The sequence below is a fragment of the Nocardia amamiensis NBRC 102102 genome (assembly GCF_001612745.1).
Taxonomy (GTDB): domain Bacteria; phylum Actinomycetota; class Actinomycetes; order Mycobacteriales; family Mycobacteriaceae; genus Nocardia; species Nocardia amamiensis.
On sequence record NZ_BDBA01000029.1, the window covers coordinates 58779 to 72374 of the forward strand.

A 13596-nucleotide genomic window follows, 5' to 3' on the forward strand; every position below is an offset into this window, starting at 1 on the left:
GAGCGGGGGCCGGAGTGAACGCGCGTTGCCCGGTTCGCTAGACAAGACGCGTGACTGCGCAGCGCCCCTTCCGGTTCGGTGTCAACATGATGGTCCCCGAGTCCCGGTCGAAGTGGATCGAAAAGTGCCGTAAGGCAGAGGAACTGGGCTTCGACGTGGTCGGCGTCGCCGACCATCTCGGCCTGCCCGCGCCGTTCCCCGCGATGATCCTGGCCGCTGAGGCGACCGAGCGGGTACGGCTGAACACGTTCGTGCTCAACACAGCGTTCTACAACCCGGTGCTGCTGGCCCGAGACGTGGCCGGAGCCGATCAGTTCACCGACGGGCGAGTCGAACTCGGCCTCGGCGCGGGCTACGTGCAGGCCGAGTTCAAGACCGCGGGTATCCCCTTCGAGACCGGCCGCAAACGCGTCGAACACCTGGAGAACACCGTGATCACGCTGCGCGGCCTGTTCGCCGACCCGGAGTACCAGCCGCAGCCCGCCCAGCCGTCCGGCCCGCCCGTGCTCATCGGCGGCTGGGGTGATCGATTGCTGGCCGTGGCCGCCCGGCACGCCGACATCATCGCCTTCACCGGTGCGGCGGCCGCACGCAACGGCGGGCCGCTGCAGATGGCCGGACTCGCCGAAACCGCTGAACGCGTCGCCTATGTGCGAGAGCTGCTCGGTGCGCGGCTGGACCGGGTCGAGTTCAACATCCTTGTGCAGCGGGTGGTCCCGCCCGCCGAACGCGCGAGCGTGCTGGAGGTCTTCGGCCCCGCGTTGCCGCCGGACGTCGCCGACTCTCCCGAGGATCACCCCATCCTGCTCATGGGGACACCCGCGGAGATGGCCGACCGCCTGCGCGATCGCCGCGACCGCTACGGCATCAGCTACATCACCGTCCTCGAGGACAGCATGGAGAAGTTCGCGCCGGTCATCCAGCTTCTGCGCTGACCAGCCTCGCCGGGCGGGTGCGGGTCACGGCAGTGCGTCGATGATGACGCGAGGGTCGATCTGGCGCAGCCGCTTCGGCCGACCGGTCAGGCACGGCCAGTCCCGGGAGACCGCCTCGCGCGTGGCGTGGCCCGCCGCGATCAAGGCCCCCGCGCCGTGTCCCACCTCGAGCCGGTGGGCGGGCGCTGGATCGAACGACGGGATCAAGGTGTGCGGTAGGCCGACCAGCACGGCCAGGATATCCAGCCGGTCGTCCGGAATGTGGGTGCGCGCCGCCGCCAGGACGGTGCTCGGCACGACGATGGTGTTGCCCGCGTCGACCGTGGCCCAGACGACCGCGTGGGCGTAGGTGGCGCGATGGACGAATGCCAGGACCGCGGCGGCGTCCAGGACGACGCCGCCCAGCGCCGGGGCGGTCACGCCGTGCCGGCGCTCGGTTCGCTGGCCTCCTCCACGGATAGTGGCGGTAGGTTCTGGGCGCGGCCGGTCAGCTCGAAAGAGCGTCGGGCGCCGAAGATCGGCGTGTGCGCTCGACGCGACCGGGCGACGGCGTCGCCGGGCATCGTGACGGTGGCCCTTCGCGTTCTATGCTCCCGAGGCGACGGCATGCCACGACTCTAGCCCGCTGCCGCTGGGAGAGTCGATCACCCGGGCCGGCGCCACAGCAGGGTGTAGCGCCACATGAGCCGCCGTCGGATCCGGGCCCCGGGCAGGAGTTCGGCTGCGGCAGAGCGGATCTCGGCGTAGCTTTCACCGGGATCGCGTATCTGCGCGCCTGGACCGCCCACCCGGTGCAGGATGTCCATCGCCCAGATGGCGGGCAACAGCGGTGCGTAGTGGAAGTCGTTGCGGGGAGTCATGTTCCACAACCCGACCACGGCTAGTGTGCCGCCCGGCGCGACCAGGCGCCGCAGCGCGGACATGCCCTCGCGCAGCGGGACGTGGTGCAGCGTCGCCACGGTGGTCACAACGTCGAAAGTGCCTGGATACTCGAGGAAATCGGCTTCTTCGAGTCGCGCGCCGGTGGTGGCGGGCGCTTGCGCGAGGACGCCCGCGTCGACGTCGATCCCCGTGACGGCGAGCCCGCGGCCGGCCAGCTTGCCCGCCAACAGGCCGTCGCCGCAGCCGATGTCGAGCGCCGTGCGTGCCGAGCGGGTCACCTGCTTCAGCAGCCACGGGTGGTAGTGGGTGTTGTGGTTCCAGTAGGGGTCGCCGCGCACGTTTCTCACCCTAGTGGTGGCGGCGGCCGTCTCCATCGAAGCGCGGGCTGCTGATGCCACGCACGGCTCTCCGCTGCCTGGACGCATGCAGATCGCGCATTCCTCAGGATCTAATGTGATTTGCATCACATATTACGTGCCATTTTGTCGGTACCCGATGGCAAGGTGTTCGGTATGCCTTTCGCCGAATCCGCCGTAACTCCCGACGTCATCCGGGTCCTGAGAGCCAGCGAGCACAATCTGCGCGACGTCTCGCTGGAGATCCCCAAGAATAAGATCACCGTCTTCACCGGCGTCTCCGGTTCGGGCAAGTCGTCGATCGTCTTCGACACCATCGCCGTCGAATCGCAGCGCCAGCTCTACGCCACCTTTCCCGCGTTCATCCTCAACTTCCTGCCCCGCTACGAGCGCCCGCACGCGGAAGCGATCGAGAACCTCACCGCGCCGGTGATCATCGATCAGCAGCCGGTGGGCGGAGGGCCGCGCTCCACCGTCGGCACGATGACCGACATCTTCTCCATGGTGCGGGCCATGTTCGCCCGATTCGGTTCGCCCTCGGCGGGTTTCGTCTACAACTACTCGTTCAACGTGCCGCAGGGCATGTGCCCGGACTGCGACGGTCTCGGCGTCACCGTGCGCGCCGATCCCGATCGGCTGCTCGACCGGACCAAGTCGCTCAACGAGGGCGCGATCCTGCTGCCGGGTTATGGTGTCGGCAGCGGCGATTGGCAGCTGTACGGCAAGTCGGGGCGCTTCGACCCGGACAAGAAGCTGACGGACTACACCGAGGAGGAGTTCCACGATCTGCTCTACGGCACCGGCGGCAAGGTCGAACTGACCTTCAGCAAGGGCACCTGGAAGGCGGACTACGAAGGCATCGCCGCCAAGTTCACCCGCACCCGGCTGCAGCGGGACACCTCCACGCTCAGCGAGAAAACCCGTGAGCAGATACGGCAATTCCTCACCGAGGGCGTCTGCACGAGTTGCGCGGGCGCCCGGCTCAACCAGGCGGCGCTGGCCACGAAGATCAACGGCCGCAATATCGCCGACTGGGCGGGCTTGCAGATCACCGATCTGATGGCGGTGCTCGACGAGGTCGCCGACCCGGCTGCGGCGGGTCTGGCCGGCGCCATCCGGACCGCGCTGGGGCGTGTGGCCGATATCGGCCTCGGATATCTCAGCCTGGATCGGCCGACCTCGACGCTGTCGGGTGGCGAAGGCCAGCGGCTGAAGATGATCAAGCACCTGTCCAGCACGCTGATCGGATTGACCTACATCTTCGACGAACCCAGCGTCGGGCTGCACCCGCGGGATGTCGGACGGCTGAACAATCTGCTGAAGGCGTTGCGGGACAAGGGCAACACGGTGATCGTGGTGGAGCACGATCCCGACGTCATCGAGATCGCCGATCACGTCGTCGACGTCGGCCCGCGTGCGGGCGTGCACGGTGGGCAAGTGGTGTTCCAGGGCAGCTTCGCCGACCTCCGGGTGGCCGACACACCGACCGGCGCCGGGCTGCGCCGCCCCTTCCGCGTCAAGGAGAGCTTCCGCACCGGCACGGGGGAGTTGCTCATCCGAGGTGCGACGGTGCACAACCTGAAGGACGTGACCGTCGGGATACCCACCGGCATCCTGACATCCATCACCGGCGTCGCGGGCTCCGGCAAGAGCAGCCTGATCCGGGACGTGTTCGTGGTCGAACATCCGGAGGCGATCTTCGTGGACCAGTCGCCGATCGCGGCGTCATCCCGGTCCACACCCGCGACCTATCTCGGCCTGATGGATCCGGTCCGCAAACTTTTCGCCAAGGCGACGGGAGAATCTCCCGGCCTGTTCAGCTTCAACTCCGCGGGCGCCTGCAAACAGTGCGAGGGCCGCGGCGTGATCATCACCGAGATCGCCTACATGGATCCGGTGACCACCCACTGCGACGCCTGTGACGGGCGGCGCTTCTCCGAGGACGTGCTCGCTCTGACCCTGCGCGGCAAGTCGATCGCCGACGTGCTGGAGATGACGGCCGAGGAGGCGCTGGGATTCTTCGCGGAGAAGGCGCTGCACACCAAGTTGCGCACCATGAACGAGGTCGGCTTGGACTACCTCAGCTTGGGCCAGGCGATGAGCACACTGTCCGGCGGCGAGCGGCAGCGGATCAAACTGGCGACTCAGCTGCAGAACACCGGCAGCGTCTACGTGCTCGACGAACCCACCACCGGCCTGCACATGTCGGACGTGGACACGCTGCTGGCGCTGATGGACGGTCTGGTCGAGCGGGGCAATACGGTGGTGGTGATCGAACACAACCTCGACGTGGTCGCCCACTCCGATTGGGTGATCGACCTGGGACCCGACGGGGGCAAGGACGGCGGTGAGATCGTCTTCACCGGCACGCCTGCCGAACTGCTCGCCCACCCGACCTCACTGACCGGCGAATACCTGCGCCGCTACAAGGCGGCATAGGGCTAGTCGGCGGACTCGGGCACCGTGAACCGTTCTGTGCCGGTGACCCGCAGCAGTTCCAGCGCCGAGGCCTCGCTGGTGCCCGGCGCCGCGGAGTAGACCACGACCGCTTGGTCGGTGTCCGGGACGACAAGGGTGTCGCAGTCCAGACGCAGCGTTCCGAAGTCGGGATGATCGATCGTCTTCGTTGCGCTGCGCCACTGCCCGGACAGCCGGGCGGTCCACAGCTGCTCGAACCGCGGACTGCGCGAACGGAGTTCGGAGATCAGGCGCAGCAAGCCCGGGTCGTCGGGGTAACGGGAGCGGGCGCCGCGCAGGGCCGACACGGAGAGCGCCGCGGCGTTGTCGGCCTCGGCGGGCGTTATCGCGACCCGTCCGCGCTCTGTGCCCAGGAAGCGCTGCCAGATGATGTTGCGCTCGGCGGGCGGCCAGGTGGAGAAGTCACCGAGCAGTGCGGCCGCCATCGAATTCCACGCCAGCAGGTCGGCTTTCGCCGACAGCACCAGCGCGGGCAGGTCCGCCATCCGGTCCAGCAGGCGTAACACGCTGGGCCGCACCACCATGTCGATGCGGCGCTCCCGTGGTGGCGCCGCGCCCGCGAACTGGAACAGCAGCGTGCGGTCCTCGTCGTTGAGCCGCAGCGCGCGGGCGAGCGCGGCCAGCACCGAGCTGGAGGGATGGGGGCCGCGCCCCTGCTCCAGTCCCACCACGTAATCCACGCTGACGCCGGCGAGCTGGGCGACCTCTTCCCGGCGCAGCCCCTGCACCTGCCTGCGCGGTCCAGCCGGCAGGCCGACATCCTCCGGTTGCACCCGGCCGCGCGCCTGCCGGAGCAGCGCGGCCAGCTCGGTTCGATCCACGCCCCGATCATGCCGCAGCTGAATATCATTGGGGTGGGATCGGTACTCCCAAACGTTAGTGGCCCTGGTACGCCAGTGCCACCAACGCGACGCCGGCACGATGGCGGACCCGACAACGGCCCTGGTGGCCGGGGCGAACAAGGGATCGGCCCGGACGGACCGACCGGAGGCTTCTTCCACCGCACCGGACCGGTGCGGTGGTGAGTCGAGACAGGACCCTAGCGCGCGCCGCCGTTGACGTACAGCGTCTGGCCGCTGACATAGCTCGCCTCGTCGCAGGCGAGGAAGGCGATCGCCGCCGCGACCTCCTCGGGCTGTCCGACTCGGCCCAGCGGTGTGCGTTCCGCGACGGCTTTCTGGTGGTCCTCGGCGGACATGCCGACCCGGTTCGCGGTGGCGGCGGTCATCGCGGTGGCGATATAGCCGGGCGCGACCGCGTTCACGGTGATGTTGTAGCGGCCGAGCTCGATGGCGAGCGTCGCGGTCAGGCCTTGGATACCCGCCTTGGCGGCCGCGTAGTTGGCTTGGCCGCGATTGCCGAGTGCCGAGCGGCTCGACAAGGACACGATGCGCCCGTACCGCTGGGGCACCATGAACGTCTGCGCGACCTGCGCGCAGTGGTACGCGCCGGTCAGGTTGACCGCGAGCACGGCGTTCCAGTCGTCCTCGGACAGGCGGAAGAACAGCTCGTCGCGGGTGATGCCCGCGTTGTTGACCAAGATCTGCGGGCTGCCGAGATCGCTTGCGGCGCTGTCGAATGCGGCCTGGACGGAGGCGCGATCGGTGACGTCGCAGACATAACCTCGCGCGACACCGCCTGCCGCGGTGATCCGCGCGGCGGTTTCGTCGGGGGAGTTGCGGTCCAGCACGGCGACGGCGGCACCCTCGGCTGCCAGCCGCTGCGCGGTGGCCGCGCCGATGCCTTGGGCCGCGCCGGTAACCACGGCGACCCGGTCGGTGAAGCGCTGCATGTGATGTCCTTTCAGAATGCGGCCACGCCGGTCAGCGCACGCCCGATGAGCAGTTTCTGGATCTGGCTGGTGCCCTCGTACAGGGTCATCACCTTGGCGTCGCGCAAGTACTTGCCGACCGGGAACTCGTCGATGTAGCCGTAGCCGCCGAATACCTGCACCGCCCGGTCGGCGGCACGGACCGCCGCCTCGGAGGCGAACAGTTTCGCCTTCGAGGACTCCACGGCGAACTCCTTACCGCGGTCGATGAGGTCGGCCACCCGCCAGACCAGCAGCCGGGCCGCGTCCACGTCCAGCGCGATGTCGGCGAGAAGTTCTTGCACGAGTTGGTGTCCCGCGATGGGTTTGCCGAATTGCTCGCGCTCGGTGGCGTAGCCGACCGCGGCGTCCAGGCAGGCCTTGGCCAGGCCGACGCATCCCGCCGCGACCGACATGCGGCCCTTGGCCAGCGCCGCCATCGCTACCGTGAAGCCCTTGCCCTCGGTGTGCAGCCGGGCGCTGTCGGGCACGCGCACCCCGTCGAGCGCCAGTTCCGCGGTGGCCTGCCCGCGCAACCCGAGCTTGCCGTGGATCTCCCGCGCGGTGAAGCCGGGGGAGTCGGTGGGGACGAGGAAAGCCGTGATGCCCCGGTGTCCTTCGCCGCCGGTGCGCGCGAAGATCAGCGCGACGTCCGCCCAGGTGCCATTGGTGATGAACATCTTGGTGCCCGACAGCACCCAGTCCTCGCCGTCGCGCACCGCGCGGGTGCGCAGGTGGGCGGCGTCGGACCCGCTGCCCGGTTCGGTCAGCCCGAAACACCCGAGCGCCTCGCCCGTGGTGAGTCGCGTCAGCCAGGTCCGCTTCTGCTCCTCGGTGCCGAAGTGGTGAATCGACTTGGCGACCAAACCGAGCGAGACCGACACGATGCCACGCACGGCCGAGTCGCCGCGCCCGAGTTCCTCCAGGACCAGACAGTAGGTCAGGTGGTCGCCCGCGCTGCCGCCGTACTGCTCGGGGATGGTGAGTCCGAGGAAGCCGAGTTCGCCCAACCGGCCGACGATCGCCCGGTCGACGGACTCCTCGCGATCCCATCGCGCGGCGTGCGGCACGATCTCGCGATCGACGAAATCGGCGGCCATCCGCCGCGCCGCGGTCTGCTCGTCGGAGAGTTCGAGGTTCACGGGCGGTAGGCTAACGGCAAATAAACTAACAGTGCAAGTTTTTGAGAGGAGTTCGGGTGGGAAGACCACGACAACCGCTGCTGAGCCGGGAGCGCATCGTGTCGGCCGCGCTGACGGTCGTGGACCAGAGCGGCCTGGACGCGGTGTCGTTCCGGCGGATCGCCGCCGAACTCGGGGTGCGTGGACCTTCGCTGTACAACCACGTCGCCACCAAGGACGACCTACTCGACGCGATGGTCGACACGGTGCTCGGCGAGGTCGACCTCGCGATGTTCACCGGCGGGCCGGACTGGCGCGGCGCGCTGGAGGTCTGGGCGCGGTCCTATCGCGCGGCGCTGGCACGGCATCCCCGGTTGGTGCCCGCGTTGAACCAGGGAATGGGCCGGCGTCCGAATGCGCTGCGCCAGGCCGACGCGGTTTTCGGCGGCTTGGTGGCCGCGGGCTGGCCGCGGCGAGCGGCTACCGAGGTCGGTGCGCTCCTGCGCTTCTTCGTCACCGGCTCAACGCTGGGATCGTTCGCGGCGGGATTCCCCGACGACGCGGCGGTCTACCGCGGGGCGTATCCGCACCTGGACGAGGCCCACCTGCTGGCGGGCAGGCAGCGCGAGATCGACGACGCCGCGTTCGAGACCGGGCTGCGCGCGTTGCTGGACGGACTGACGGTGCGATTCGACGGGTTGTCCTAGTTGGCGGCGACCGCGCCGAACTCCGCGGCGAGCCAGCCGGGAAACTCGGTGAGGTCGGCGAGCACCACGTCCGCGCCCGCGGCGCGCAGTTCGTCCGCCGTGCACGGACCGGTACTGACGCCGACGCCGAGCACTCCCGCGGCCTGCGCTCCGCGCATGTCGCCGACGTGGTCGCCCACGAACAGATCCGCCCCCTGCTCGCGCAGCGTCGCCGCCTTGCCTGCCGACCAGAGATCGCCCGCGAGATGGTCTATGCGCCAACCGAGTTCGTCGATGTGCAGCCGTGCGAGCGGGGCGTGCTTGCCGGTGACCACGACCACTCGTCCCTGCCGGGCTTCGATGGCCGCCAGCGCGGCCTGCGCGCCCGGCATCGGCGGGATGGTCGACACCAGCGTGGGATACAGCGCACGGTACCGGGTGATCAGATCAGGAACCAGTTCCTCGGGAGCGCCCGCTTCGACCAGCAGCGTGGCCAGCGGTGGTCCGAGCCGATCGGCGAACGCCGTACCGCTGAGCGGCAGGTCGAACTCTACGGCGAGAGTGTCGATGGCACGGGCCACACCGGGGCGCGAGTCGATCAGCGTCATGTCGAGGTCGAAGCCCACGGTCCAGGTCACGACTCGACCCTACTGCGTTCGTTCGCACCGCGGCGCGCCGTGTTATGTGCGTCACGTGGAATGCCGGATTGGCTCGAATGTGGCTGCGGGGCTGGAGGTTTCGCGGTTCCGCTGCAGACGTGCGTCAGGTGGAGCGCGGTGGCGCGCTGCGCTTGGCGTAGCCGCTGATCGGACTGATCTCCATCCGTTCGATCCCGGGCAGCGACCCGATCCGCTCGGTGGTGTAGCGGAACAGGGCGTCGGTGTCGCGGCAGACGATGCACACCAGCAGGTTGTGCGGGCCGGTCGTCGCGCCGACGAAGCCCGCCTCCGGATCGGCGGCCAGGGCGTTCGCGACCGTGAGGAGACGACCGGGGCTGACCGACAACCACAGCAAACTCTGCACAGTGAATCCGAACAGTACGGGATCGATTTCTACGTCGAACCCGAGCATCCCGGCGCGGCGCAACTCCTCGACGCGGCGCCGCACCGCGGATTCCGACCAGCCGACCGTCCGCGCGAGCTGTGGATATGCCGCCCTGCCGTCGGCGGCCAGCGCGGGAAGCAGGCGCTCGTCGAGTTCGGTCAGGACCATCGGAGCGGGCGTCTGCTCCGGCGCGCGTACTGCCGCGCTTTCTTCGGCGGATAACGCCGACATCCGGCCCTGCCAGCGGCGCTGCATGACATGCCGCAAGACGCGATGTGCCGCGATGCCGAGTACGGCCGGGTGGCGGGCCAGTTCGGGCAGCGGCGCTTCGTCCGGGACCCGGAACAGGCAGGCCAGTTCGGCTCCGCCGGAGATGATCGTCACCCAGGCGGTGTCGGCGCGCCGCGCCAGCCCTCGTGCCAGCGCGGTCGTGGCGTCCGGCCGCACCCGCAGGCGGACCAGCCATTCGGCGTGGCCGACGCGCCCGCTGTCGGCGACCCCGGTCACCCGAAGTCCTCCGGTCGACAGCAGCCGCTGGTAGCGACGGGCCAGGGTGCGCTCGGAGACGTCCAGCACGGGTGCCAGCCTGCTGAACGGAGCGCGGCCGTCGAGTTGCAATGCGTGCAGCAGTCTCCGGTCGACGTCGTCCAAGATGACCGAATCCACCACGTCAGGGTAGGACAGTGTCGGAATCCGGTGCATTCCCTGCGGTGACGCACTGTCCTCGGCGCACCGAGCAAGCATCTCAGGTGTGCAGAAACCGATCGATGCCATTCACCACACCGGAATCCTGACCCGCGACCTGGACGGTCTGGAACGCCGCTACCTCGATCTCGGGTTCACCCTCAGCCCACGCTCGCGGCATCTGCTGAGCGCGCGTCCGGGCGAAGCGCCCGTGCTGGGCTGCACCGCCAACCGATGCGCCCTGTTCGGCGGCTCGTATATCGAACTGCTCGGCATCGTGGACGAGTCGGCGCCGGACCCGTGGCACACCAAAGCGATGGCCGACCAGTACGAAGGCTTCCGCCTGCTCAACCTCGAGACCACCGACCCTGAAGCGGCGCGTGAGCAACTCGTCGCAGCAGGTGTGCGAGCATCCGGTGTGCTCGATCTGGAGCGCGATGTCGAGACCGAGAACGGCGTCCGGACCGTGCGTGCGCGGGCCGTGCACGTGGACCCGGCTTCGACGCCGGAGGCGATGCTCGGCGTCGCCCAGCATCTCACCCGCGAATACGTGCACCAGCCGCGCTATCTGTCGCACCCGAACGGGGCACGCGCCATCGCGGCGGTACTGATCGTCGCGGCCGACGCCGAAGCCGACGCGATCATCGACCGCTACGCCCGGATACTCGGCGCTCCCGTCGTGCACAAGGGCCCGCGGACAGTGCTGGAAATGGGCGCCGGACGGCTGGAGATCGTGCGCGCATCGCAAGCCGAGGAGGTGCTGCCAGGCGAACCGGCACCCGCGCCGTCATATCTGGCCGCCATGACCATCGCGGTCGACGATCTCGCCGTAGCGCGGGGCATCATCGAGAATTCGGGGGTGTCGTTCCGGGAAACCGGCGAGGGATTCTTTGTCTCCGCTCGCGACGCTTACGGCGCCGGTCTGTTCTTCGAAGTCGGGTGACATCCGGATTCGCTCGGCGCGGGGGGAACCGGGCGAGCACCGCGAGCATCGCCGCGACGGCAAGTCGTGCCTCTCCTGCCAGACCACCCGGGAACCCATAGCCCACCATGGCTTTCGCCGGACGGCCCCCGGGATGGCCGGGGCGGTGTCATCGATGGCGATGCGATCGGTCACGGCACCAACCGTGCCGTTATCCCGGATGCGAGTGCGCGCCCGGCAGATTCGCCGGGGGTCTGCGTGCGCCGATCGGTAGCTGTGATGACCGGTAGGCGGGTCGAATCGGCCGATTCCGCATGGGATATGTTCGAAAGGGTCGACGCGACAGGAGGGTTCAACGATGACTGCAGTGCAGGGTATGTCGGTCGACGTTCAGACGCCGGATGGTGTCGCCGATGCGTATGTTGCCTACCCGGACGATGGCGCCGCCCATCCGGGAGTGCTGGTGATTCAGGACGGATTCGGACTGCGGCCCAGCCTGCGGTCGCTGGCCGATCGTATTGCCGCCCACGGCTACACCGTCCTGATGCCGAACGCCTATTACCGGCACGGGCGTGCGCCGGTGATCGAGCTGCCGGACTTCATCGACCCGGCGGAGCGGCCGGAGATCTTCCAGCAGGTCTTCCCGATGATCCGCGAGCTGACACCGGAGGTCCTGCGTTCCGATGCGGGCGCCTACCTCGCGTGGCTTGCGGCGTCGCCGCAGGTAGCCGAGGGGAAGGTCGGCGTCACCGGCTACTGCATGGGTGCGCGGCTGGCGGTGCTGATCGCCGCTATGTTCCCCGATCGGGTTGCGGCGGTGGCCGGATTCCATGGCGGACCGCTGGTCACCGACACCCCGGACAGTCCGCACCTGACCGTTGGAAACATCACCGCGGAGCTATATTTCGCCCACGCCGGCGAGGATCACCACATGACGCCGGAACACATTGCCCAGTTCGACAAGGCACTCGAGGCGGCTGGCGTCCGCTACCGCACCGAGGTCTACGAGGGCGCCCAACACGGCTACACCCAGGCCGATACGTCCGCCTACGACCTCGATGCCGCCGAACGGCACTACCGCGAACTGCTGGCCCTGTTCGACCGCAATTTGCGTCGGTAGCCGGGCTCGGCCGGGCCTGCGCGGTGCGGGTGGCGCTTGCGACGGTGCTGCCCGAGGTCAGGCGTGGCGTGGTGCGTACATGATGATGGCGACGCCGAGCAGGCAGATGAGGGCGCCGGTGGTGTCCCAGCGGTCGGGCCGGAATCCGTCCAAAGCCATGCCCCAGGCCAGCGAGCCTGCGACGAAGACGCCGCCGTAGGCGGCGAGAATGCGCCCGAAGTGGGCGTCGGGTTGGAGGGTGGCGACGAATCCGTAGAGTCCGAGGGCGACGACACCGGCGCCGATCCAAGCCCAGCCGCGGTGTTCGCGGACGCCTTGCCACACCAGCCAGGCGCCGCCGATTTCCGCGACAGCGGCCAGCACGAACAAGAGGATCGAACGCAACACGGTCATGGCTGCCGAGCCTAGGAGCCCGGGTTCAGGGTGCGGTGACTGTGGTGCAGCGGCATCCCGAGCCTGCGCAATCGCGCGAGGTGCCGGTGGCAGTGCAGCCGGTGCGCCGGGCACGGGCTCGTGCCCACAACAGCCCGACCATCCCTACGGCGACGAGGGCGATGCCCACCGGTTGCAGCCACGACAGGCTCACCAGAGCGAGCCCGCCGCCGAGGACACCGGCGGCGATCAGGAGCGGCACCACACAGCACCCGACACAGAGCGCGCCCAACCCGATCGGCGCCAACCAGCGCCGTGTTCCGGTGTCCTCAGCAGCCACAATCGCCTCCTGCGCCGGCGGCGTCGCCGGTAGTGAATGGCACTGGGCAGCAGGGGCTTTCGCTGCAGGCGATCAGGTCGTCACATCCTGCCGCGAGCGCGGCGCGCAGGGTGTCGCGCACCGAGGTCAGCTCGGCGAGCTTCGCGTCGATCTCGGCCAGTTTGGCCGCCGCGCGTGCTTGCAACCCGGCATCGGTGCGACGACGGCCCAACTGGGTGGCAGTGAGCAGCTCAGCGACCTCGTCGAGGGTGAAACCCAGCCGTTGGGCCGCCTTGATCACCCGTAACACCGTGACCGATTGCTCCGGATAGAGTCGATGCCCGCCCAGGGACCGCTGTGGTTCGGCGAGCAGCCCGCGCCGCTCGTAGTACCGCAATGTCTGGGTGTTGACTCCCGCCGCGGCGGCCAGCTCGCCGGTGCGCAACCCGGTCAACGCCGGTCGCCGATCACCGCGTCCACCCGCGCGGCGAGTGCGTCGAGGACCTCGACCTGGTTGTCGGGAACCTCGATGTGCATCACCAGACCGGTGTCGGTGGCATCGAAGCTGAAGGCGAAGAACGAGCAGCACTCGGACTCACGGGCAGCGAGGTCACAGCCGACCGCTTCGGCGTCGAGGTCCACCAGCAGGTCCAGCCGCGTGCGCGCGGGCCGATGTCTACGCTGCACGGATTCGGCGAAGAACCGATCGAACTCCGCGATCCGAACAGGCCGCTCGGCGGTGGGCAGGGTGCACGAGTCCGGCACCCGATTCCCGGGCGAAGGTGTGATCATCATGCTTTCACGGTAAGCCTGTACCCAGGTACAGGATGCAACCCCAACCAGCGAAAATGTGTGCAAGTCCAGCAC

General features: G+C 68.8%; 16 protein-coding genes. 5 read left to right on the forward strand and 11 right to left on the reverse strand.

Annotation, left to right across the window (positions count from 1 at the left end; translation table 11 throughout):
- Positions 1–50: 50 nt before the first annotated feature.
- Positions 51–935: an LLM class F420-dependent oxidoreductase gene (locus NA4_RS08125; protein WP_067466420.1), complete on the forward strand. Its 885-nt coding sequence runs from the start codon at positions 51–53 to the stop codon at positions 933–935.
- A gap of 24 nt (positions 936–959) precedes the next feature.
- Here NA4_RS08125 and NA4_RS08130 read toward each other — a convergent pair whose 3' ends face one another.
- Both NA4_RS08130 and NA4_RS08135 read right to left on the reverse strand, forming a co-directional pair.
- Positions 960–1355 carry a hypothetical protein gene (locus NA4_RS08130; RefSeq protein ID WP_067466423.1) on the reverse strand — a complete coding sequence of 132 codons (396 nt, stop codon included), beginning with the start codon at positions 1353–1355 and terminating at the stop codon, positions 960–962.
- Between the two features lie 224 nt (positions 1356–1579).
- Positions 1580–2155, reverse strand: coding sequence for a class I SAM-dependent methyltransferase (locus NA4_RS08135; protein ID WP_218022264.1), 576 nt, complete (start codon positions 2153–2155; stop codon positions 1580–1582).
- A gap of 174 nt (positions 2156–2329) precedes the next feature.
- On the opposite strand from NA4_RS08135, the gene NA4_RS08140 reads away from it, so the two are divergent.
- Positions 2330–4612, forward strand: coding sequence for an ATP-binding cassette domain-containing protein (locus NA4_RS08140; protein WP_067466429.1), 2283 nt, complete (start codon positions 2330–2332; stop codon positions 4610–4612).
- 2 nt (positions 4613–4614) lie between these two features.
- On the opposite strand, the gene NA4_RS08145 is transcribed toward NA4_RS08140, so the two are convergent.
- The 3 genes from NA4_RS08145 to NA4_RS08155 all read right to left on the reverse strand — a co-directional run bounded on the left by NA4_RS08145 (position 4615) and on the right by NA4_RS08155 (position 7603).
- A complete protein-coding gene (locus NA4_RS08145) occupies positions 4615–5472 on the reverse strand; it encodes a helix-turn-helix transcriptional regulator (RefSeq protein ID WP_067466432.1) in 858 nt (285 codons plus the stop codon).
- Positions 5473–5690: 218 nt separating this feature from the next.
- Positions 5691–6443 (reverse strand): 3-oxoacyl-ACP reductase FabG, encoded by a 753-nt coding sequence (gene fabG, locus NA4_RS08150; protein ID WP_067466435.1) that lies wholly within the window; start codon positions 6441–6443, stop codon positions 5691–5693.
- An 11-nt stretch (positions 6444–6454) separates the two neighbouring features.
- The gene (locus NA4_RS08155; RefSeq protein ID WP_067466438.1) at positions 6455–7603 is read right to left on the reverse strand and encodes an acyl-CoA dehydrogenase family protein; all 1149 of its coding nucleotides are present in this window, start codon (positions 7601–7603) and stop codon (positions 6455–6457) included.
- 56 nt (positions 7604–7659) lie between these two features.
- On the opposite strand from NA4_RS08155, the gene NA4_RS08160 reads away from it, so the two are divergent.
- Positions 7660–8289, forward strand: coding sequence for a TetR/AcrR family transcriptional regulator (locus tag NA4_RS08160; RefSeq protein WP_067466441.1), 630 nt, complete (start codon positions 7660–7662; stop codon positions 8287–8289).
- Here NA4_RS08160 and NA4_RS08165 read toward each other — a convergent pair.
- Positions 8286–8906 carry an HAD family hydrolase gene (locus NA4_RS08165; protein ID WP_084496896.1) on the reverse strand — a complete coding sequence of 207 codons (621 nt, stop codon included), beginning with the start codon at positions 8904–8906 and terminating at the stop codon, positions 8286–8288. The two genes, NA4_RS08160 and NA4_RS08165, sit on opposite strands and share 4 nt — an antisense overlap.
- 124 nt (positions 8907–9030) lie before the next feature.
- Positions 9031–9978: an Lrp/AsnC family transcriptional regulator gene (locus tag NA4_RS08170; RefSeq protein WP_067466548.1), complete on the reverse strand. Its 948-nt coding sequence runs from the start codon at positions 9976–9978 to the stop codon at positions 9031–9033.
- An 85-nt stretch (positions 9979–10063) separates the two neighbouring features.
- On the opposite strand from NA4_RS08170, the gene NA4_RS08175 reads away from it, so the two are divergent.
- Both NA4_RS08175 and NA4_RS08180 read left to right on the forward strand, forming a co-directional pair.
- Positions 10064–10939, forward strand: a complete 876-nt coding sequence (locus NA4_RS08175) for a VOC family protein (RefSeq protein WP_245671187.1) — start codon at positions 10064–10066, stop codon at positions 10937–10939.
- A gap of 337 nt (positions 10940–11276) precedes the next feature.
- Positions 11277–12038: a dienelactone hydrolase family protein gene (locus NA4_RS08180; protein WP_067466447.1), complete on the forward strand. Its 762-nt coding sequence runs from the start codon at positions 11277–11279 to the stop codon at positions 12036–12038.
- Between the two features lie 57 nt (positions 12039–12095).
- Here NA4_RS08180 and NA4_RS08185 read toward each other — a convergent pair whose 3' ends face one another.
- From NA4_RS08185 to NA4_RS08200, 4 genes are read right to left on the reverse strand one after another with little or no spacing between them, the layout of a single operon-like run.
- A complete protein-coding gene (locus tag NA4_RS08185) occupies positions 12096–12431 on the reverse strand; it encodes a YnfA family protein (RefSeq protein WP_067466450.1) in 336 nt (111 codons plus the stop codon).
- Positions 12432–12456: 25 nt separating this feature from the next.
- Positions 12457–12750 (reverse strand): mercuric ion transporter MerT, encoded by a 294-nt coding sequence (gene merT / locus NA4_RS08190; protein ID WP_067466453.1) that lies wholly within the window; start codon positions 12748–12750, stop codon positions 12457–12459.
- Positions 12740–13183 (reverse strand): MerR family transcriptional regulator, encoded by a 444-nt coding sequence (locus NA4_RS08195; RefSeq protein ID WP_067466456.1) that lies wholly within the window; start codon positions 13181–13183, stop codon positions 12740–12742. The genes merT and NA4_RS08195 overlap by 11 nt, the downstream gene beginning before the upstream one ends.
- Positions 13180–13524, reverse strand: a complete 345-nt coding sequence (locus NA4_RS08200; protein ID WP_067466460.1) for a hypothetical protein — start codon at positions 13522–13524, stop codon at positions 13180–13182. The genes NA4_RS08195 and NA4_RS08200 overlap by 4 nt, the downstream gene beginning before the upstream one ends.
- Positions 13525–13596 lie beyond the last annotated feature (72 nt).

Coding starts and splice junctions, on each gene's coding strand:
- NA4_RS08185 (WP_067466450.1), bottom strand. CDS start 12,431: ATGACCGTGTTGCGTTCGATCCTCTTGTTCGTGCTGGCCGCTGTCGCG.
- fabG (WP_067466435.1), bottom strand. CDS start 6,443: ATGCAGCGCTTCACCGACCGGGTCGCCGTGGTTACCGGCGCGGCCCAA.
- NA4_RS08200 (WP_067466460.1), bottom strand. CDS start 13,524: ATGATGATCACACCTTCGCCCGGGAATCGGGTGCCGGACTCGTGCACC.
- NA4_RS08140 (WP_067466429.1), top strand. CDS start 2,330: ATGCCTTTCGCCGAATCCGCCGTAACTCCCGACGTCATCCGGGTCCTG.
- NA4_RS08180 (WP_067466447.1), top strand. CDS start 11,277: ATGACTGCAGTGCAGGGTATGTCGGTCGACGTTCAGACGCCGGATGGT.